This window comes from Tenacibaculum maritimum NCIMB 2154 (assembly GCF_900119795.1).
In the GTDB taxonomy this organism is placed as follows: Bacteria; Bacteroidota; Bacteroidia; order Flavobacteriales; family Flavobacteriaceae; genus Polaribacter; species Polaribacter maritimus.
The window spans coordinates 2,251,089-2,270,998 of the sequence record NZ_LT634361.1 but is presented as its reverse complement, the minus strand read 5'-3'; the positions used below and the strand labels follow the sequence as shown (position 1 = coordinate 2,270,998).

17 protein-coding genes are annotated in these 19,910 nt (G+C 31.8%); 10 read left to right on the top strand and 7 right to left on the bottom strand.

The window, feature by feature from the left end:
• Nucleotides 1-8: 8 nt before the first annotated feature.
• From hemB to hemF, 6 genes are all read left to right on the top strand, one after another.
• Nucleotides 9-974, top strand: a complete 966-nt coding sequence (gene hemB, locus MARIT_RS10095; protein WP_100211456.1) for a porphobilinogen synthase — start codon at nucleotides 9-11, stop codon at nucleotides 972-974.
• A gap of 48 nt (nucleotides 975-1,022) precedes the next feature.
• Nucleotides 1,023-2,315, top strand: coding sequence for a glutamate-1-semialdehyde 2,1-aminomutase (hemL, locus tag MARIT_RS10090; RefSeq protein ID WP_100211455.1), 1,293 nt, complete (start codon nucleotides 1,023-1,025; stop codon nucleotides 2,313-2,315).
• Nucleotides 2,316-2,574: 259 nt separating this feature from the next.
• Complete coding sequence (gene hemE, locus MARIT_RS10085) at nucleotides 2,575-3,600, top strand: uroporphyrinogen decarboxylase (RefSeq protein WP_100211454.1); 1,026 nt, start codon at nucleotides 2,575-2,577, stop codon at nucleotides 3,598-3,600.
• Between the two features lie 28 nt (nucleotides 3,601-3,628).
• A complete protein-coding gene (locus MARIT_RS10080; protein WP_024741469.1) occupies nucleotides 3,629-4,243 on the top strand; it encodes a TlpA family protein disulfide reductase in 615 nt (204 codons plus the stop codon).
• A gap of 79 nt (nucleotides 4,244-4,322) precedes the next feature.
• The gene (locus MARIT_RS10075; protein ID WP_024741468.1) at nucleotides 4,323-5,069 is read left to right on the top strand and encodes an EI24 domain-containing protein; all 747 of its coding nucleotides are present in this window, start codon (nucleotides 4,323-4,325) and stop codon (nucleotides 5,067-5,069) included.
• 17 nt (nucleotides 5,070-5,086) lie between these two features.
• The gene (gene hemF, locus MARIT_RS10070; protein ID WP_100211453.1) at nucleotides 5,087-5,995 is read left to right on the top strand and encodes an oxygen-dependent coproporphyrinogen oxidase; all 909 of its coding nucleotides are present in this window, start codon (nucleotides 5,087-5,089) and stop codon (nucleotides 5,993-5,995) included.
• Nucleotides 5,996-6,103: 108 nt separating this feature from the next.
• Here hemF and uvrA read toward each other — a convergent pair whose 3' ends face one another.
• The gene (uvrA, locus tag MARIT_RS10065; RefSeq protein ID WP_024741466.1) at nucleotides 6,104-8,890 is read right to left on the bottom strand and encodes an excinuclease ABC subunit UvrA; all 2,787 of its coding nucleotides are present in this window, start codon (nucleotides 8,888-8,890) and stop codon (nucleotides 6,104-6,106) included.
• A 256-nt stretch (nucleotides 8,891-9,146) separates the two neighbouring features.
• On the opposite strand from uvrA, the gene MARIT_RS10060 reads away from it, so the two are divergent.
• The 3 genes from MARIT_RS10060 (at nucleotide 9,147) to MARIT_RS10055 (ending at nucleotide 12,719) form a co-directional block, all read left to right on the top strand.
• On the top strand, nucleotides 9,147-9,731 hold the full coding sequence (locus MARIT_RS10060; protein ID WP_100211452.1) for an RNA polymerase sigma factor: 585 nt from the start codon (nucleotides 9,147-9,149) through the stop codon (nucleotides 9,729-9,731).
• A 59-nt stretch (nucleotides 9,732-9,790) separates the two neighbouring features.
• Nucleotides 9,791-9,934 carry a hypothetical protein gene (locus MARIT_RS15510; protein ID WP_157926249.1) on the top strand — a complete coding sequence of 48 codons (144 nt, stop codon included), beginning with the start codon at nucleotides 9,791-9,793 and terminating at the stop codon, nucleotides 9,932-9,934.
• A 343-nt stretch (nucleotides 9,935-10,277) separates the two neighbouring features.
• On the top strand, nucleotides 10,278-12,719 hold the full coding sequence (locus MARIT_RS10055; RefSeq protein WP_100211451.1) for a polysaccharide lyase family 8 super-sandwich domain-containing protein: 2,442 nt from the start codon (nucleotides 10,278-10,280) through the stop codon (nucleotides 12,717-12,719).
• Nucleotides 12,720-12,788: 69 nt separating this feature from the next.
• Here MARIT_RS10055 and MARIT_RS10050 read toward each other — a convergent pair whose 3' ends face one another.
• A complete protein-coding gene (locus MARIT_RS10050; protein WP_024741463.1) occupies nucleotides 12,789-13,451 on the bottom strand; it encodes an endonuclease III domain-containing protein in 663 nt (220 codons plus the stop codon).
• 93 nt (nucleotides 13,452-13,544) lie between these two features.
• On the opposite strand from MARIT_RS10050, the gene bcp reads away from it, so the two are divergent.
• Entirely contained in the window at nucleotides 13,545-13,997 is a 453-nt protein-coding gene (gene bcp, locus MARIT_RS10045) for a thioredoxin-dependent thiol peroxidase (protein ID WP_024741462.1), read from the top strand.
• Nucleotides 13,998-14,069: 72 nt separating this feature from the next.
• On the opposite strand, the gene MARIT_RS10040 is transcribed toward bcp, so the two are convergent.
• The 5 genes from MARIT_RS10040 to MARIT_RS10020 all read right to left on the bottom strand — a co-directional run bounded on the left by MARIT_RS10040 (nucleotide 14,070) and on the right by MARIT_RS10020 (nucleotide 19,724).
• Nucleotides 14,070-14,993 (bottom strand): sterol desaturase family protein, encoded by a 924-nt coding sequence (locus tag MARIT_RS10040; protein ID WP_100211450.1) that lies wholly within the window; start codon nucleotides 14,991-14,993, stop codon nucleotides 14,070-14,072.
• 441 nt (nucleotides 14,994-15,434) lie between these two features.
• Nucleotides 15,435-16,073, bottom strand: coding sequence for an alpha/beta hydrolase (locus MARIT_RS10035; RefSeq protein WP_024741460.1), 639 nt, complete (start codon nucleotides 16,071-16,073; stop codon nucleotides 15,435-15,437).
• 118 nt (nucleotides 16,074-16,191) lie between these two features.
• Complete coding sequence (locus MARIT_RS10030; RefSeq protein ID WP_100211449.1) at nucleotides 16,192-16,521, bottom strand: DUF4870 domain-containing protein; 330 nt, start codon at nucleotides 16,519-16,521, stop codon at nucleotides 16,192-16,194.
• 3 nt (nucleotides 16,522-16,524) lie between these two features.
• Complete coding sequence (locus MARIT_RS10025) at nucleotides 16,525-17,784, bottom strand: dihydroorotase (protein ID WP_100211448.1); 1,260 nt, start codon at nucleotides 17,782-17,784, stop codon at nucleotides 16,525-16,527.
• Nucleotides 17,781-19,724, bottom strand: coding sequence for a BatA domain-containing protein (locus MARIT_RS10020; RefSeq protein WP_100211447.1), 1,944 nt, complete (start codon nucleotides 19,722-19,724; stop codon nucleotides 17,781-17,783). Before MARIT_RS10020 ends, MARIT_RS10025 begins: the two co-directional genes overlap by 4 nt.
• Nucleotides 19,725-19,910 lie beyond the last annotated feature (186 nt).

Genomic DNA, 19,910 nt, shown 5'->3' with positions numbered 1-19,910 from the left:
ATAAGCATATGTTTAGAACAAGAAGATTACGTCGCACAGAGGGAATAAGAAGACTGGTGAGAGAAACAAAGTTGTCTGTTGACGATTTTATTTACCCATTATTTATAGAGGAAGGTAAAGATATTGAGATGGAAATACCCTCAATGCCTGGCATCAAGCGTTATTCTTTAGATACTATAGCAAAAGAAATAGAAGAGGTCATTGCATTGAATATTCCTGCGGTGTTGTTATTCGGAATTCCATCTAAGAAAGATGATGAAGGAACCGAAACGTGGAATGATGATGGAATTATGCAGCAAGCCATTCGCTTTATAAAGAAAAATTATCCGAGTTTATATGTAATTACAGATGTTTGCTTTTGTGAATATACAAATCACGGACATTGTGGAGTAATTCATGATAATGATGTAGATAATGATGCTACCTTAGTAAACCTAGCAAAACAAACGGTTTCTCATGCAAGAGCAGGAGCAGATATGGTAGCTCCTTCAGGAATGATGGATGGAACAATTGCAATGATGAGAGAGGCGTTGGATAATACAGGTTTCTCAAATTTACCAATTATGGGGTACTCCGTAAAATATGCCTCGGGTTTTTATGGCCCTTTTAGAGAAGCCGTAGATTCAGCACCTTCATTTGGAGATAGAAGAACGTACCAAATGGATCCTTCTAATAGAGATGAAGGAATGAGAGAAGCTACTTTTGATGATCAGGAAGGAGCAGATATTTTAATGGTGAAACCAGCATTATCTTATTTAGATATCATAAGAGATTTAAAAAATAATTTTGATAGACCAATTGCTTGCTATAATGTAAGTGGTGAATACGCTATGGTAAAAGCAGCTGCCGAAAAAGGTTGGATTGATGAAGAGAAGGTGATGATGGAAAGCTTGTTATCAATGAAAAGAGCGGGAGCAGACATTATTATTACTTATTTTGCAAAGCAGGCAGCAAGAATATTGTTAAAAAAATAATTTTTCATTGGTGATATCCCACCAATGAAAAAAGCTAAAAACTAAAAAATGAATTTTAAAAACTCGCAAAAACTATATAAACAAGGATTAGAAAATTTAGTAGGAGCTGTGAACTCTCCTGTAAGGGCATTTGCCTCAGTAGGAGGAAATCCTTTATTTATAAAAAAAGCAAAAGGAAGTAAAATTACAGATGTAGATGATAATACATATGTAGATTTAGTTTTGTCTTATGGACCTATGATTTTAGGGCATCGTCATAAAAAAGTGCAGAAATCAATAGCAAAAGCGCTAAAAAATGGATACTCATTTGGTGCTTCTACAAAGAATGAGATAAAATTAGCTAAGATGGTTTGTGATGCTTTTCCAGGAATGGATAAAGTACGTTTTGTAAATTCAGGTACAGAAGCTGTTTTAAGCGGAATTCGATTGGCAAGAGCCTTCACAGGTAAAGATAAAATCATCAAATTTGCAGGTTGCTATCACGGGCATCAAGATGCATTATTAGTAGCTGCGGGGTCAGGGTTAGCAACATTAAGTTTGCCAGGGAGTAAAGGAGTGCCAGAAGGAGCTGTTAAAAATACCTTAATAGCAAAGTATAATGACTTGGATAGTGTAAAAGCTCATTTTGAAGAACATGATGATATTGCTGGGGTAATTTTGGAACCTGTTGCAGGAAATATGGGGGTAGTAACACCTCAAAATAATTTTTTAAAAGAGTTAAAAGAATATTTAGTATCTAAAGGAGCACTGCTAATTATAGATGAAGTAATGACCGGTTTTCGGTCTAAATTTGGAGGAGCACAAGAACTGTTTGAAGTTAAGGCAGATATTACGTGTTTAGGAAAGGTAATAGGAGGAGGTTTCCCGGTGGGAGCTTATGGAGCGCGTAATGAAATTATGGAAATGGTAGCACCCCTAGGAGAAATGTATCAAGCGGGAACATTAAGTGGGAACCCTATTGCAATGGCTGCCGGAATAGCAACTTTAACAACGTTAAAAAAACAAAACCCCTATGAAAAATTCAATGAAGTAGCACAAATTATAGAAGTCTTTTTATTAGAAAAAGCAAAGAAATACGGGATAGAAATAACCGTTAATAGATTTGGATCTATGATTAATCCCTTTTTTACCGCTAAAAAAGTAACCAATTTTGAAGAGGCTCAAGCTTCTGATACCAAAAAATTTGCAGTTTTCTTTTGGGAGATGATGCGTAATGGAGTGTTTTTACCTCCATCTCAATTTGAAGCTTGGTTTTTATCTTCTGCGTTAAGTGATAAAGATATACAAAAAATAGCAAAAGCTATTGACAAGAGTATGGAAAAGGTAGCTAATATGGAATAAAGTAAGGTGTATTAAAAAAGTAAAAGAGAAGTTTATAGAAGGAGGTCCTAAATTTAAAATTGTAGTTATTGATAAAGAAGAAAAAGTAAAGAAATAGAATACCTTTATAAGCTTTAAAAAATAATTCCTTCGAATTAAAGTTATATTTAACAAAACAAAAAGAAAATAAAGACTATTTTTGCATTCTGTTAGAAAGAAGATAAACGGAGTCATATTTTAAAAGAAAGCAAAAGAAGTAGCCAGTAACTAACAGCTAAACATGATAAAAAACGATTTATTTTTAAGAGCGTTAAAAGGAGAAACGGTTGATAGACCTCCGGTATGGATGATGCGTCAAGCGGGTAGGTATTTACCAGAATTTATAGAAATAAGAAAAAAATACGACTTCTTTACGCGTTGTAGAACACCAGAACTGGCATCGGAAATTACAGTACAGCCTATTCGTAGGTATGGAATGGATGCAGCGATTTTGTTTTCAGACATACTAGTAATTCCACAGGCAATGAATATTGAGGTGGAAATGAAACCTAATTTTGGTCCTTATTTGCCAAACCCTGTTAGAGATCAAAAAGGGTTAGATAGTGTTATAATACCAGACGTAGCGGAAGAATTAGGGTATGTAATGGAAGCTATAAAAGCAACTAAGGAAAAATTAAATGATGAAATTCCGTTAATAGGTTTTGCAGGCTCTCCGTGGACAATATTATGCTATGTAGTGCAAGGTCAAGGATCTAAGAATTTTGATAAAGCAAAAGAATTTTGCTTTATTAAACCAGTTTTGGCACACGAATTGCTTAGAAGAATAACAGAAACAACAATTACTTACTTAAAAGCAAAAGTAAAGGCAGGTGTGAATGCAGTGCAGATTTTTGATTCTTGGGGAGGAATGTTATCTCCAGTAGATTATCAAGAGTTTTCATGGAAATACATTAACCAGATCATAGAAGCTTTAAAAGATGAAGTGCCAGTAATAGCTTTTGGGAAAGGATGTTGGTTTGCTTTGCCAGAAATGGCAAAATCAAATGCATCTGCATTAGGAGTTGATTGGACGTGCTCGGCTAGAAATGCTAGATATTTAACAGGAGGAAATATGACATTGCAAGGGAATTTTGACCCTTCAAGATTGTTGTCTCCACCAACAGAAATTAAAAAAATGGTGCATGAAATGATTAACGAGTTTGGTAAAGATAAATATATTGTTAACTTAGGGCACGGAATTTTACCAAATATACCATTGGAAAATGCAAAAGCATTTATAGATGCAGTCAAAGAATATAAAATTTAATATAAAGTAATAAATCCCCTAGAAACCCATGAGAAGAGTATTATTGGTTTTAACGTTTTTGTTAACATTGCAAGGTTTTTCACAGAAAAAAATATATTATAAAGATATTGTTGATGATTGTATTGCTACGGCTAGTACTGATGCGGCTATGTTAAATGATATTGTTTATAATTGTATCAAAGATAAGTATATATCAAACTATGATTTTACAGCAATTGATGGTACAGTAGTAAGCACGAACGAAATTAAAAAACCAATGTTACTTTTAACGGCAGCTACATGGTGTGCTCCGTGTTGGGGAGAAATACCAGCGCTTAATAAATTAGTAGAAAAGTACCATGATAAAGTCGCATTCGTAATGTTGTTTTGGGATAAAAAAGAAGGCGTTGAACGAATGGCTAAAAAATTGGATAAAAGAATTGTTTTAGTTCCTTCTACAGAAAAAATGAAAAACAAATCTAGTATAAAAATAGCAGGGTTTACTCATAAGCTAGACTATCCTTCTGCTTATTTAATTTCAAAAAGAAAACTAATACTTGATTTTAAAAGAGGAGCTGTATCTCCAACTAAAAAAATGGGATGGGATGAAGTTAATAAGGTAAATGAAGAACAGTTAGAAGCATTTATCAAACCAATATTATAACTTTTTACAATATTAAATAAGACCTCTTTCTTAATTTAGAAAGAGGTTTTACTATTTATAGAAATAATAGTTTTATTAAATGATTAAAAATATGCTAAGAGGAATTAAAGCCTATTTTGGGGCAGCAACTTTAATTTTTAAATTGAAGTTATGGAAATATTTTAGAATACCAATGTTGGTTAGTTTAATAACTGCCATTTTTATAGCTTCTCTATCCTATGGATTGTCAGATGATATTGGTAGTTATATAAGTGACTTTTGGAAATGGGAGTTTGGAAAGGAAACAATAGCCTTTATAAGTTCTTTTATAGGGGGGCTAGTTGTTTTTTTTATAGGACTTATTTTGTATAAGCATATTGTAATGGCGTTGTCAGCTCCATTTATGAGTCCCGTTTCTGAAAAGATAGAAGTATATCTTAGAGGAGAAAAACATAAACATAGAAATACCTCTTTTCAAGAGCAATTAATAAGAGGAGGTAGAATTAGCGTAAGGAATCTAGTGAGAGAATTGGTAATAACGATTCCTATTTTGTTATTAGGATTGATCCCTGTAGTTGGAGTTTTTGCTACAATAGCATTATTTCTGATCCAAGCTTATTATGCTGGTTTTGGAAATATGGATTACACATTAGAAAGGCATTTTAAATATAAAGAAAGTATTAATTTTGTAAGGAAAAACAAAGGACTAGCTATAGGAAATGGAATCGTATTTATATTATTTTTATTGATTCCGTTTATAGGAGTGATTTTAGTGCTACCACTATCTGTAACAGCGGCAACTGTTGAAACAATAAAGAGAATAGAATTAGAAGAAAATTATAGGTAAAAAACGAGTATCAATAAATGAAAGATAAATTTTACGCATATATAGAAGAATTGCAAGATACAATAACTTCTAGATTAGAAACATTAGATGGAGTAGCAAAATTTAAAGAGGACCTTTGGAAAAGAAAAGAAGGAGGAGGAGGTAGAACGAGAGTGATTGAAAATGGTGCTGTTTTTGAAAAGGGAGGGGTAAATATATCAGCCGTTTATGGTGAGCTACCAGAGGTTTTAAGAAAACAATTTAAAGTAACAGCCGGCAACTTTTTTGCATGCGGATTAAGTTTGGTGCTACATCCTAAAAACCCACTTGTGCCTACCGTGCACGCTAATTGGCGTTATTTTGAAATGTATAATGAAGAAGGAGATATTATAACGCAGTGGTTTGGAGGAGGACAAGACTTAACTCCATATTATTTATTTGATGAAGATGCCATTCACTTTCATTCCATTTGTAAGTCAGCGTGCGATAAGCATCACCTAGAGTTCTATCCTAAATTCAAAGAAACATGCGATAATTATTTTTGGAATTCACACAGAAATGAAGCTAGAGGAATTGGAGGTCTATTTTTTGATTACCTTAAAGAAACAGAAGAGTTTTCAATGGAAGACCGATTTAATTTTGTAACAGAAATAGGAAACAGTTTTTTAGAGAGTTATGTACCTATCGTAGAAAAAAGAAAAGATTTAGAATATACAGAAGATCATAGAAATTGGCAAGAAGTTCGTAGAGGGCGTTACGTAGAATTTAATTTGGTACATGATAGAGGAACATTATTCGGATTAAAAACCAATGGTCGAATAGAAAGTATCTTAATGAGTTTACCGCCAATAGTACAATGGAAGTATGATTACCAACCAAGTGAAGGGTCGGAAGAAGCCAGACTAGTTGAAGTTTTAAAAACACCTAGAAACTGGACCGTTAATTAATAGAAAAACAGGGAGATGCTAGTTAATTAATGCCAATTATTTTAGGTAATAAATAGTAAATCTTAAAAAAGGTCAGAGAATTAAAAATTAATTTTCTGACCTTTTAGATTATAATTTGTCTTTTAAATAGGTTGCTGTATAAGATGCTTTGCATTTAACCAATTCTTCTGGAGTTCCGCTAAAAATAAGATTGCCTCCATTTTTACCGCCTTCTAACCCGAGATCAATGAGATAGTCAGCAGATTTAATGAGTTCAATATTATGCTCAATAACTATAATGGAATGTCCTCTATCAATCAACGCATTAAAAGAGTCTAAAAGCTTTTTGATATCATGAAAATGTAGTCCTGTTGTAGGTTCATCAAAAATAAATAACGCCTTATCTTTTGTAGTTCCTTTTACTAAAAAGGAAGCCAATTTAATACGTTGTGCTTCTCCGCCTGAGAGTGTAGAAGAAGATTGCCCTAATTGTACGTAACCTAATCCTACATCTTGTAAAGGTTTTAGTTTCGTAGCAATTTTAGAGATCTCGTTATTTTCAAAAAAATGGATGGCATCATCAATGGTTAAATTTAAAATATCGTCAATAGATTTACCGTCAAATTTGACCTCTAGTATTTCTTTCTTAAAGCGTTTTCCATTACAAGCATCACATTGTAAATGAACATCAGCCATAAATTGCATTTCAATAGTAACTTCTCCTTCACCTTTGCAAACTTCGCATCTCCCTCCTTCTACATTAAAAGAAAAATGCTTTGGCTTGTAATTCCTTATTTTAGATAGTTTTTGTATAGAAAATAGTGAACGGATATCATCATAAGCTTTAATGTAGGTTACAGGATTTGATCTAGAAGAGCGACCAATAGGATTTTGATCGATAAACTCAACATGTTTGAGCATTTCAAAACTTCCTTTTACCGCACTATATTGTCCTATTTTATTACCGTAGCCAATCAATTTCTTTTGCATGATTGGGTATAAAATTTCTTTAACCAAGGTGCTTTTTCCACTACCAGAAACTCCTGTAATAACAGTTAAGCTATTTAGAGGAAAAGTGACATCAATATTTTTTAAATTATGTTCTCTGGCTCCGATAATTTGAATACTGTTTTTAGAAATTCTACGACTTTTAGGCGTTTCAATTTTCAAAGTAGAAGCTAAATATTGTGCAGTTAAGGAATCAGAAGCTAAAATTTCGTCAAAAGTACCTTCAGCAACGACATTTCCTCCATAGGAGCCCGCTTTAGGTCCAATATCAATAATATAATCAGCTTCTCTCATAATTTCCTCATCATGTTCAACCACGATTACTGTATTCCCTAAATCACGTAAATGTTTTAAAACATTAATTAATTGAGTAGTATCTTTAGGGTGTAGTCCAATACTAGGTTCATCTAAAATATACATAGAACCAACTAGAGAGCTTCCTAGAGAAGTAGCAAGATTAATCCGTTGGCTTTCTCCTCCTGATAAGGTATTAGATGTTCTATTTAAGGTTAAATAACTTAGCCCAACATTGATTAAAAACTGCAATCGATTGTTAATTTCTGAAAGCAATCGTTTCGCAATTTGGTTTTCATAAGTATTTAAAGTAATGTTTTTAAAAAAAGTAGTTAATTCATTTAAAGGGAGTGTTACCAAGTCGGAAATTGTTTTTCCATACACCTTTACATAATTAGCTTCTTGTCGCAATCGCTTTCCATTACAAACAGAACAGGTTGTTTTGCCTCGATATCGAGAGAGCATGACTCTATTTTGAATCTTATAGCTTTTTTCTTCTAACTTTTTAAAAAGGTGATGAATTCCATGAAAAGCTTTGGTACCATTCCAAACAAGCTTTTTTTGTTGGTTGGTTAATTCAAACCAAGGCTTATGAATAGGAATATCAAAATTGAAAGCATTATTTATTAAGTTTTCTTTGTACTCTTTAAAGCTATCGGTTTTAAAAGGAAATATAGCCCCTTCGTATATTGATAAGCCAGTATTAGGAATAACTAAGTCTTCATCAATTCCAACGACATTCCCATAACCTTCGCAAGTAGCACAAGCTCCATAAGGGTTATTAAAGCTAAACAAGTGAGTATTAGGTTCTAAAAAAGTCATGCCATCCAATTCAAATTTGTTGCTAAAAGAAGTGGTTTTATGATCAGGCAAATGCTCAATACAGCAAATTCCTTTCCCTTCAAAGAATGCTGTTTGTACAGCATCTGCTAAACGATTATAAAAATCTTCGTTATCCTTTGTAATAATTCTATCAATAACTAAATAAAGAGGAGTACCTTTATAGTTTTCTGGAGAAAAATCTTCGATTCTAAGAATCTCTTCGCCGTACTTTATTCTTGCATATCCTTGCTGTGTTAAAACTTGTAAAAGAGTTTTGATATCTCTATTTTTATGGATAGTAATAGGAGCGAGTAATAATAATTTTGTTCTTTCATCAAATGTTTTTATAAAGTTGACAACATCAGTAACTGTATGTTTTTTAACCTCATTCCCAGATTTTGGAGAAAATGTTTTACCAATACGAGCATATAGCAGTTTGATATAATCGTAAATTTCAGTAGAAGTACCAACGGTAGAACGAGGATTGGTAGCATTTACCTTTTGCTCAATGGCAATAGCAGGAGCAATACCTTTGATATAATCTACTTTTGGTTTGTGGAGCTTACCTAAAAATTGGCGTGCATAAGATGATAAACTTTCTACATACCTCCTTTGTCCTTCTGCATATAAAGTATCAAAAGCTAATGAAGACTTACCAGAGCCAGAAAGACCTGTAATAACAACAAGTTGATTACGAGGAATAACAACATCAATATTTTTTAAGTTATGGAGTTTAGCTCCCTTAATAATAATATTTTCTTTAGGGTTAATTGTAGAAATATCTGCTTTCATTCGATTTGAAAAATAAGCGATAAAATTACATTTTTATAGATAAGAAAAGAAAAAAAGAATCAATAGTTTTTAAAGAAAGAAATTTATAGAGAATTATAAAAATATGATGGAAAACTTGTATGTCTGAAAAAAAAATTACATATTTGAACCTCAAAATAACCGAAAAAACATACGTATATAAAACAAAATTACTTTTAAGATTATTATATCTAAGTTATAATTAAAAAGCTATTTAGCTTTTTTAAAGTGATTTGAAATGCGTAAAAATTTAACCCCAGATAGTACTTTAATTAGCAATTATATAAAAGGAGACGAATTGTCTCTTGAGTTTTTAATAAAAAGACACCAACAACGCTTGTACAGTTTTATTTACAGTAAAGTACAAGATAGAGACATTACAGAAGATATTTTTCAAGATACTTTTATAAAGGTAATACGAACTTTAAAGAAAGGAACTTATAATGAGGAAGGTAAATTTTTACCTTGGGTAATGCGTATTTCTCAAAATTTAGTCATAGATTTTTTTAGAAAAAATAACAGAATGCCTGCGTTTAAAAACACCGATGAATTTGATATTTTTTCAGTATTAAGTGATGGAGAACTAAATGCGGAAAGAAAAATAATAAAGGAGCAAGTGCTAAGAGAGGTAAGGTACCTTATAGAAGAATTACCAGAGGAGCAAAAAGAGGTGTTAAAAATGCGTATATATAAGGATATGAGTTTTAACGAAATATCTGAAAATACAGGAGTTAGCATTAACACAGCACTAGGAAGAATGCGTTATGCATTGATTAATCTGAGAAAAATTATTGAAAAAAATGAAATTATTTTAACTCATTAGCAATATAATTAGTAAAGCATCGTTAAATACTTGAAAATAAGCTATAAAAAATAGTACATATGATGCAAATTTACTCTGACAAACCAGCTGATTTCAGGAAGGTTCCTAAGAAAGAAACAATTCAATTATTGATTGACTTTTCAAAATCTTTAAAAATGATAAAAACCCAATCGAACCATTTTATTGAATTGAATTTGAATTAAGATAGAAAGCCTCAACTAACGTTGAGGCTTTTTTGTATAAGAAAGGGTTTGAAGAGAAATTTGAAGCAACAACACTTTTTGAAAAGAATGAAAAAGGAAATAATCTTAAAAAAGCGTTAAAAATCTCTTTTTTTTGAAATTGTTAAAGTGAATAAAAGTTAGTTTTTAACTAAAATTAAGAGAATTAATTTTGTTTTTTGGGATTAAGAATCAATTTTTTATATGTTTTATGTAAAGCTGCCTCTTTATTATGAAATGTTATGTGAAATCTTTTTTAACAATTTGTATGATAGGATTATATGTAATTTTAGTAAAGAAATTACTTAAATAATAAATTTACATAATGATGAAAAAAAGAGATTTTATATTGGTATTTTTTGTGATGCATTTTTGTTCTATGATGTATGCACAAAAAAGTGATTATGAAAAAATAATGGATAATGTAAGGGCAGGTGTTTGGAGTGCAACGCCTAGTAATCTTACTACGTTTGACACTAGTGTCGATACTGATTTGTCAACAATGAAAACAGATGGTTCGTGGACAGGAATAGATTATACAGATACTTCGGGTACTTTATGGAAACCGTTTGAGCATTTGAAACGGTTGAAAAAATTAGCAACTGCTTATACATTGTCAGGAAGTAAGCATTATCAAAGTGCAACTTTGTTTCCTAAAATAGAGGAAAGTTTGAAGTATTGGGGGAGTTATACTACAAAATCAACAAATTGGTGGTGGAATGAAATAGCAAGCCCTAAAGAATTGGGGGTTGTTTTGATACTTCTTAGAGATGGAGCTAGTAAGATACCTTCTGCTGTAGAAACTCCACTATTGACGCAAATGGCAAGTGGAAGAACTCCTGACAAAGAAGGTTTAGGGGCTAATAAAATAGATATCGCAACTCATTATGTCTATAGAGGAGTATTGACACAAGATGCTACCGTGTTAAAAACAGGAGTTGATGAAGCTTTTTTATCTATAGCGCTTACTGATGATGAGGAAGGGTTACAGCATGATTATTCTTTTAGACAGCATGGACCGCAAATGGCTATTTTTTCTTACGGAGCAGTATTTTTAAAAGAAGAATTATCAGCAATTAGCCTTTTGCAAGGAACAAGCTATGCTTTACAAAAGAATAAATTAGATGCGCTTATTCAATATGCAAGAAATACAGTCTTAAAAATTTTTAGAGGGAAGTATGCTGATTTTAGTACTGTTGGTAGAGGGATTAGTAGAAAGGATGCTACCAAAGGAACTTCTTTTGTAAAAACGATAGAAAAGTTAAAAACATTAGATCCTACAAATGCAGCAGAATATGAGGCTGCTATTAAAAGGTTAAAAGGAACTCAAGGGGCTGATTATATGATAACCGACGCGCATAACCAATTTTGGAGATCGGATTATACAGTGCACTCAAGAAAAGGATATAGTTTTTCTGTACGAACTTCTTCTACAAGGGTAAAGAAAACAGAAAATGGAAATAAAGAAAATTTAAAAGGAAATTATTTGGCTGATGGAGGAAGTGCTATTCGAGTAGATGGAGATGAATATGATAATATTTTTCCTGTTTGGGATTGGAATAAGGTACCAGGAGTAACAGTGCCAGAATTAGCAACGCTTACTTTACCTGCCCAATGGGGAGTGTTAGGGAAATCTACTTTTACAGGAGGGGTTTCTGATGGGAAGTATGGTGCTACGGCTTATAAGCAAGAGGAGTATAATACGCCATCAAAAAAAGGATGGTTCTTTTTTGATGATGAGGTAGTATGCTTAGGAGCAGAGATAAGTTCTACAGCAACAGAATCTGTTTCATCTACGGTGAATCAAAGTCTTTTAAAAGGAGATGTTATTGTTTCTGAAAAAGGAAGTGCCACTATGGTATCGAAAGGAAAACATGGCAAAACAGGAGCTAACTGGATTTTACATAATAAAATAGGTTATGTTTTTCCGCAAGGAGGAAATATAATGTTAAGTAACCAATCGGAATCAGGAACTTGGAAAAGCATAAATGATGCAAGACCTAACACAGCAGTTAACAAAGAGGTATTTAAGTTATGGATTGACCATGGAACAACTCCTATGAACGCAAGTTATGCATATATTGTAGTACCTAATACAGCAGATGCGTCTGCAATGCAATCATATAATCAAAGTAATATTGTAATTGAAGAGAATACAGGGAATATCCAAGCAGTTAAGCATACAGGGTTGGATATGTTACAGGTTATTTTTTATGAAGCAGGAACTTATAACAAAAATGGGATAACAATTGAGGTAGATCAACCTTGTATCATGCTATTAAAAAAGATAAGTACTACATCAGTGGAAGTGCATGTAGCAGATCCAACTCAAAAAGTAGCTACGATTAATGCTTTTATAGAAGTTTCAGGAGTAAGTAATTCTAGACATTTGCAATTTACCATGCCTACAAATTCTTCGGCAGGATCAAGCACTTCTCTAACTTTGGATGTAAATTCGCCTGTAAAAGTAGCTCCATCTCCATATACAGGAAATACTAGCGTACAAAGAGCTAATATACCTTTAAAGTTGAAGAAAGACATGCAAGTTTATTTAGAAGAGAATACGAATATGCTGGTACTTTCTTCAATAAATCACCTCAAAAAAGTCGAGATTACAGGAATAAATGGGAGAGTAGCTGCATCTTATGATAGGCTAAATGTATATGATATGAATATTGATATGTCTAACTATCCAAAAGGAGTGTATATTGTAAGGATATTGGATGAAAAGAACCAGCTAATAACAGAGAAAGTTCTTAAAATATAATATTATTTATATGTTAAAATCAATATAAAAAAAAGGCAAGCTGTTACATATAGCTTGTCTTTTTTAGGTTTATAGCGTATTATTTTTTTTTAAGTATTCGTTTAGAATGGATTTTCTCCCAATAGTTTTAGTAATGATATCTTTTTCTAAATCCCAACCACGAGCAGGAGAGTATTCTCTACCATACCAAATAATTTGCAAATGAAGGTCATTCCATGCTTCTTTAGGAAATAAGCGCTTGGCATCTTTTTCTGTTTGTACAACGCTTTTCCCATTAGACAGGTTCCAACGAAACATTAAACGTTGAATATGAGTGTCAACAGGAAAAGCAGGAACTCCAAAAGCTTGACTCATAACAACACTTGCTGTTTTATGTCCTACGGCAGGAAGTTCTTCTAAAGCTTCAAAGCTTTGAGGTACTTCTCCGTTGTATTTTTCAATTAATATTTTTGAAAGCCCATAAATACCTTTAGATTTCATTGGAGATAAACCGCAGGGTCTGATAATTTCTTTAATTTCTTCTACTGTTAATTTAACCATATCGTACGGATTGTCCGCTTTGGCAAATAACAGAGGAGTTATTTGATTGACACGTACATCAGTGCATTGTGCAGATAGTAAAACTGCTACTAATAATGTATATGGATCTTTATGATCTAATGGAATAGGAATTTCTGGATAGAGTTCATTCAGGGTATTTATTACGAATTGGACTTTTTCTACTTTAGTCATTGGCTTCTTATCTTATTTAGAAAGTTTACAGCTACAAAGTTACAAAGTTTTCTTAGCTACTTTGTATATTTGTTCCAATACAAATTTTAAAAGATGACGACATTAAAAATAGGAGATAAAGCACCAAATTTTGAAGCTCAGGATGAAAAAGGAAACCTTGTAAAATTAGCAGATTATGCAGGAAAGAAATTGGTATTGTTTTTTTATCCGAAGGCAAGTACGCCAGGATGTACCGCAGAAGCGTGTAACTTAAGAGATAACTATCACACTTTTTTAGCTAAAGGATATGCTATTTTAGGGGTAAGTGCAGATTCAGCAAAGCGTCAGCAAAACTGGATTGATAAGCATGAATTGCCTTTTCCTTTATTAGCGGATGAAGAAAAAGTTGTAATTAACGCTTTTGGGGTTTGGGGACCAAAAAAATTTATGGGGAAAGAGTATGATGGAATTCATAGAACCACTTTTGTAATTGATGAAGAGGGGAAGATAGCAGATGTGATACAAAAAGTAAAAACAAAAGAGCATTCGAATCAGATTTTAAAATAGTATTGCATACGAATGATGCTATTTTAATTAAAGAAATAAAGCAAATGCTATTATAAAAAACAGCCTCTAAACTTAATGTTTAGAAGCTGTTTTAGTTTTCAATTCTTTTTGTAATTCTCTACTGGTTTGGCTACTACCATCATGACTCCATCCAGGAGGCATAAAAACATATTTAAGTCGAAGTCCAAAAGGGAGGTGTTTTTTTCTGTTGAAAAAATCTTTAAAAATTTCTTTCCATTCATGAAAAATAATATTGATAGGACCTTTGTTTTCAACGGGTTTGGTAAGTCCATATCTTATTTTTTCATATTTAATTTCATCTTCTTCTGGTTGAAAGGTACCAAATATTTTATCCCATATAATTAATACCATTCCCATATTTTTATCTAGATATTTAACATTAGAGGCATGGTGAACTCTATGATGAGAAGGAGTAACAAATATTTTTCCCCACCAACCAAGCTTACTTTTTATAAAGTTCGTATGGCATAACGTTCCGTAATTTTGATTCATCGCATAGGCAAACATAATGTGTAACGGTTCTATTCCTGCAAAAGCTAATGGTAAAAAGAACATATAGCGAAATAAAGGCTGTAGTACGGGAGACCTGAACCCTGTTGAAATATTATAGTACTCTGAATTGTGGTGAGTTACATGTACTGCCCAGAAAAAACGAGAATGGTGGTCAACATAATGATGTATATAATATAAAAAGTCTTGCCCAATAAATGCAACGAGCCAATAAATCCACCCTTGATTTTCCCAGTTTATCAATCTATAATTGTAACATAATCCCATCACAAAAAACGAGAAAAACTTCATAGATAAATCCAAACTGAAATTAACTAAAGCAAAGTAAACATTGGTAGAAGTATCTTTGAAATCGTAATTTTTAACTTTAGCTTTATAGCTAAAGTAGATTTCGGATAAGATGATAACTATAAAAAAAGGAGCACTCCAAAAGTATAAAGTATCTTGATTTAAAATTCCATTCATGTTTTTTAAAGCAAAAATACAGGTTTATTTTATATAAAAACAGGACTTTAACAGTAGATTTTTGAAATTTAAAAAGCTCTCTTTATTTAGAGAGCTTTTTTTAAGATTTTAACAAGGGGTTTTTAATATAAAGGTTTATATCAGATTTTTTCTTTGCATATAAATTAGATTTCAGGATTTAGCTGTGCCGCAATAAATAAAATAGTTAACAAAAATATATTTATTCAAAGAAAAACCTTATTAAACCACAAATATATACAACTAATATTAAAAAAAGAATAACAAAAGTTAAGAAGTAGCTTTTTTTATATAATTTCAGGTAAAAACAGAGGATTTCCCCCTTTATTTCTAGGAAACTCTTTTAAATATTTAAGGCTGAAGCATAAGAAAAATACGACTTTCTTTTCCATCTAAAAAAAATAAAAGAGCTTAGCATAAAAATTACAAGCGGTTTTCAATCCATTTTTTAAAACTATAAAAATTTTGAGGTGCTACTCCATGTCCGACAGGATATTCTGAATAATCATTATGCAATTGGTATTCGCTTAGAATTTTAGGAGCTTTTCTAGCCCACTCAATAGGTAAAACCTGGTCAACGGTTCCATGAGAAATATAGTAATCCGTTTTAATTCCCGTAGGAATTTCCTTAGGTAATAAATCTTCATTAATATAGCCACTCAAAGCAATTACATGCTGTACTTTATTAGGATACAAAAAACTTAAGGCATAGCTTAAAATAGCTCCTTGGCTAAAGCCTAGTACAAATGTATTGGAGCTGTTAGTTTGATATTTAGCTATTAGCGTATCAATAAATGAAGCAATTTTGTGGACAGAGGTTTTGGCCTGTTCTAAATCAGAAAATTTACCATTCTGATCGTCAAAATTAATAGCATACCAAGCATAACCACCAAATCCGCCCATGTCATATGGGGCTTGTGCGCTAACAATTAATAATTCTTCAGGCAATTCTTCTGCAAAAGAAAATAAGTCTTGTTCATTACTTCCATAGCCATGTAGCAAAACTAATAAAGGTGGGTTTTCACTCGTTTTTTTAGGAGCTCTTACAATATGATGTAGCATTTTTTAAATAAAGTTTTAAGTGAACTCATGTAAAATCAAAGCGATTAAAAGGGTCCAGTATATAAAAAATAAGCAAGCAGATTGGTTAGGATGTACTTGCGTATTGATAATAAATTTGTTAAACATTTTTAAACCATTCTTGAAACTGATCTCCGAATATCGGAATTTTCTTAGCCTCTCCATTAATAGCTCCCATAAAACCAATGAACCAAAGTACTAAAAGTAGTACACTAATAACCATAGAAGCAAAAAAATTAAAATAGGTTGCGATAATCCAAGAGTTTAGCACGGATAAAATATGGAGTCCAATCATTTGTCGAATATGAAAACTAGCAAAGTGATTTTTCTGATTGTTGTTCAAAATGATGGCAACAATAGTTCCTATTATGGTAAGGTAACTTATAATGGCATTTGTTTTACCTTTTTCATTAACATTAAGTAACTCCATTTTCTATGTATTTAAAATTAGTTTACGATTGGCGAAAACCCCATAAGGCTTACCATTTAATTTTTTGTTTATAAATATACTATTTTTAGAAGTTGATAAGATGTCTTTTTCTTCAAAAGTATAAGGTAAATCAGGTGTAAATAGCGTTATATCAGCTTGTGCTCCTTCTTTGATCTCATTTTGAGGAATGCCAAACCTTTTTTTAGGATAGTCGCTTAAGCATTTTACAATAGTATCAGTATCAAAAAGCGTATTTAACGCTCCAAAAGCACTTTCCAATCCAATAGTACCATTTTTAGCTGTAGAAAATTCTACTTTTTTATGCTCAATATCAATAGGATTATGGTCTGAAGTAATAATTTCAATAACTCCCTCTTGTACCCCTTTGATAAGTGCTGCTGTATCTTTTGAAGTCCTTAAAGGAGGAGTAACCTTTGCATTTCCATCAAATCCATGTAACTCATCATCCGTTAAAAATAAATTATGAACGGCAACACTACAGCTAACATTCAAACCTTTTTCTTTTGCATTTTTAATGAGTGCTACTGATTTTTCTGTAGATATTGTAGGAATGTGTAATTTTCCTCCTGTATATTCTAATAAAAATAAATCTCTTGCAACTTGCATTTCCTCTGCCAAAGCAGGAATTCCTTTAAGTCCTAGCAGCGTACTATTCACCCCTTCATGAGCCACTCCTTCTCCAGCAATCTTATTGTTTTTAGGAAAACTTAAAATAAGACCATCAAAATTTTGAGCATATAGCAAGGCTATTTTTAAAAGATTGTCATTTTCAATAGGAGCATTATAATCGCCAAAAGCAATTGCTCCAGACTGTTGCATATCATACAATTCAGCCATTTCTATTCCTTTACTTTGTTGGGTTAAAGCAGCAATAGGATGTAAGTTGGTAGCATTTCCATGTGCTTTATGAATAAGAAATTCAACAGCCGATTTATGATCTATAGAAGGATTTGTATTTGCGTTGAGTGCAATGGCTGTAAATCCACTTTTAGCAGCAACCTCGATTCCGTGTTGAATAGTTTCTCTTTCCTCGTAACCTGGTTCGCCCAAAGAAACACTAGTGTCAAACCATCCAGAAGAAACATGTAAATTAGTTAGTTCTACAACAGTATCTCCTTTATTAGGAATAATAGTGTCAGCAATTTTTTCAATGACACCATTGGTAATTAAAATATCTTTTTGTTGCTTGTGTAGGAAGCCCATAGGGGCTATAATTGTTGCCGATTTAATGAGCGTGCTCATGATTTAAAGAATTTTAAAATAAAAATTTCTAGAAGCAAAGATACAATGGCTAAGGCTAAAAACCATTTCCAAAGCCAATGAACTTCATTTTTTGTATTAATTTTTTGAAATACATCTTTAATAGAGGTATTACTAGTAATATTTTTATGAGTTTTAGAAAGCGTTCTGCTATTCAAAAACTGCAAGGAGCTTTCTTCTTTTGCATAATTAAAAGCAATCGTTTTTTCAATTTTATCTTCATTTAAAACTTTATAAAAGCCAGCAATCAAAGGTTGTTCAAGAGTGCTAAGTACCACTTTGTTTTGAAATTTTTGCTGTAGCGGAATAAAAGTAGTCTCGTTTCCTTGCATTCGCAATATGGTATTTTTATTAGGTTTACTATGAATATCAATAGTATTCAAATTATCAATAGTATAGTATAACTTAGAGGGGTGTAAGCTTTGTTGCCCAAAATTATAGAATAGAGGAACAACGAGCGGAGAGTTGGTAAAATTACTATTCGATTTTGTTAAAGAAGAAGCTATCCAATATAATTTTCCATGAGCTACACTTATACTTTTAACAAAAGCTGTGGTATTTTCAAAAGATAATACGTTGCTTGAGCGCTTAAAAGAACTAGGATAGTAGCTTTGCACTATTGGATATTGGAAATTTTGGACTTTTTTTGAAAAAACATCTTGTAACAAGGGGTGGCTAAAGTTTATGGCTGTGATTTTTAAAGAATCCGTTTTTTTAGGAGCAATTTTTCCAACCTTTAAACTCTTCAAAAATAAATTATAAGAAGCTGTATTTGAATCGGCGTTTGGAATTATAACTAAATGCCCTCCTTTTTTAGAAAATTCAGTTAAACTTGCAATTAAGCTTAAAGGAATTTCTTTAAGCTCATTTACTATAATTAGTTGTTGTTGTTGAATTGTATTGTAGTTGGTATTTTTAACCGTAGTGCTCGTAAAATTAAATTCTTGAGAAGTATATATTTTGGAAAGAAAATCAGTTGTTTTACCAATGCTTAAAACATTGATTTTTTGCGTGTTATTTATTGCGAAGTAAAATATATTGTCAAAAGAAAAAGCATCGTTATGGGTTAACTGGATTTTTCCTAAAAAAACAGCTTGTTTTTGAATAGAGAATGAGAGTTCTTTAGTGCTATTTTCTTCTATAGAAAAAGATTGTTTATTTACTAATTTTTGATCATTTAATATAGCAATAGGAATATTTTCTTTTTTTACTCCTTGGTTTTTGATAAGAACCTTTAAGGTAAAACTAGTAGCATTATTAGCGGTTATAAAAACACTGTCAATAGCAAGATTGTTAGTTTGCGATACTAGCTGAGGTACTAGTGTAAGTGCTTGAGACGTGTTTTTGAAATTCCTAGTATTGACATTCTGAAAGTCAGAAATTAATATATTTTTTGAAGAATTTCCATCTTTATGAGTCGCTTCAATTTTTAATAGAATATCATTTATAGAGCGCTTTTTAGGGGTATTGGTAACTTTTAAAAGAACTGATTTCAACACAGAAGAAGATATATCCTTGTAAAAATTAGCATTAGTTAACAAAGAAAAAGAATCGTCGTTAGATATATTTTCCAGTATTGTTTGAGTAGCAATAGGAAGTAACTTGCCACTGGCTCCTTCAGCGCTCATACTTAAAGAATTGTCTAAATATATAAAGTTACGTTGCTTCTCATTAGTCTCTTTTAAAGAAAAATAAGGTTGAGCAAAAGCAATGATGACAGCCGTTAATAATAATAAACGGGTACATAAAATGAGCCATTTTTTTAATATAGAGCTTTTACGAGTTTGCAAAACTAACTTCTGTAAAAAATCAACATTTGTAAAAGATGTTTTTTTAAATTTTTGTAATTGAAATAAATGTACCAGAATAGGTATTATTAACAAGGCTAAAAAGTATAAAACTTCAGGATTTTTAAACTGCATATTAGTTGTTATATCTGAATGTAAAAATAGCTAAATAGATGGTTAAAAAAAGAAACAAGTTAAAAATGTGTTAGAAAATAGGTTAGAGCGCGACCAACCATCAAAAATTTGTACTTTTGGAGTATGACGACGAACGAAAATGATTGTAAAACTCTCAGTCTAATAGTGGATGATGCTAACTTAAAG

Bases quoted from the DNA above. Each gene is read 5' to 3' on its own strand.
- hemB (WP_100211456.1), top strand. From the start codon at position 9: ATGTTTAGAACAAGAAGATTACGTCGCACAGAGGGAATAAGAAGACTG.
- hemL (WP_100211455.1), top strand. From the start codon at position 1,023: ATGAATTTTAAAAACTCGCAAAAACTATATAAACAAGGATTAGAAAAT.
- hemE (WP_100211454.1), top strand. From the start codon at position 2,575: ATGATAAAAAACGATTTATTTTTAAGAGCGTTAAAAGGAGAAACGGTT.
- MARIT_RS10080 (WP_024741469.1), top strand. From the start codon at position 3,629: ATGAGAAGAGTATTATTGGTTTTAACGTTTTTGTTAACATTGCAAGGT.
- MARIT_RS10075 (WP_024741468.1), top strand. From the start codon at position 4,323: ATGATTAAAAATATGCTAAGAGGAATTAAAGCCTATTTTGGGGCAGCA.
- hemF (WP_100211453.1), top strand. From the start codon at position 5,087: ATGAAAGATAAATTTTACGCATATATAGAAGAATTGCAAGATACAATA.
- uvrA (WP_024741466.1), bottom strand. From the start codon at position 8,890: ATGAAAGCAGATATTTCTACAATTAACCCTAAAGAAAATATTATTATT.
- MARIT_RS10060 (WP_100211452.1), top strand. From the start codon at position 9,147: ATGCGTAAAAATTTAACCCCAGATAGTACTTTAATTAGCAATTATATA.
- MARIT_RS15510 (WP_157926249.1), top strand. From the start codon at position 9,791: ATGATGCAAATTTACTCTGACAAACCAGCTGATTTCAGGAAGGTTCCT.
- MARIT_RS10055 (WP_100211451.1), top strand. From the start codon at position 10,278: ATGATGAAAAAAAGAGATTTTATATTGGTATTTTTTGTGATGCATTTT.
- MARIT_RS10050 (WP_024741463.1), bottom strand. From the start codon at position 13,451: ATGACTAAAGTAGAAAAAGTCCAATTCGTAATAAATACCCTGAATGAA.
- bcp (WP_024741462.1), top strand. From the start codon at position 13,545: ATGACGACATTAAAAATAGGAGATAAAGCACCAAATTTTGAAGCTCAG.
- MARIT_RS10040 (WP_100211450.1), bottom strand. From the start codon at position 14,993: ATGAATGGAATTTTAAATCAAGATACTTTATACTTTTGGAGTGCTCCT.
- MARIT_RS10035 (WP_024741460.1), bottom strand. From the start codon at position 16,073: ATGCTACATCATATTGTAAGAGCTCCTAAAAAAACGAGTGAAAACCCA.
- MARIT_RS10030 (WP_100211449.1), bottom strand. From the start codon at position 16,521: ATGGAGTTACTTAATGTTAATGAAAAAGGTAAAACAAATGCCATTATA.
- MARIT_RS10025 (WP_100211448.1), bottom strand. From the start codon at position 17,784: ATGAGCACGCTCATTAAATCGGCAACAATTATAGCCCCTATGGGCTTC.
- MARIT_RS10020 (WP_100211447.1), bottom strand. From the start codon at position 19,724: ATGCAGTTTAAAAATCCTGAAGTTTTATACTTTTTAGCCTTGTTAATA.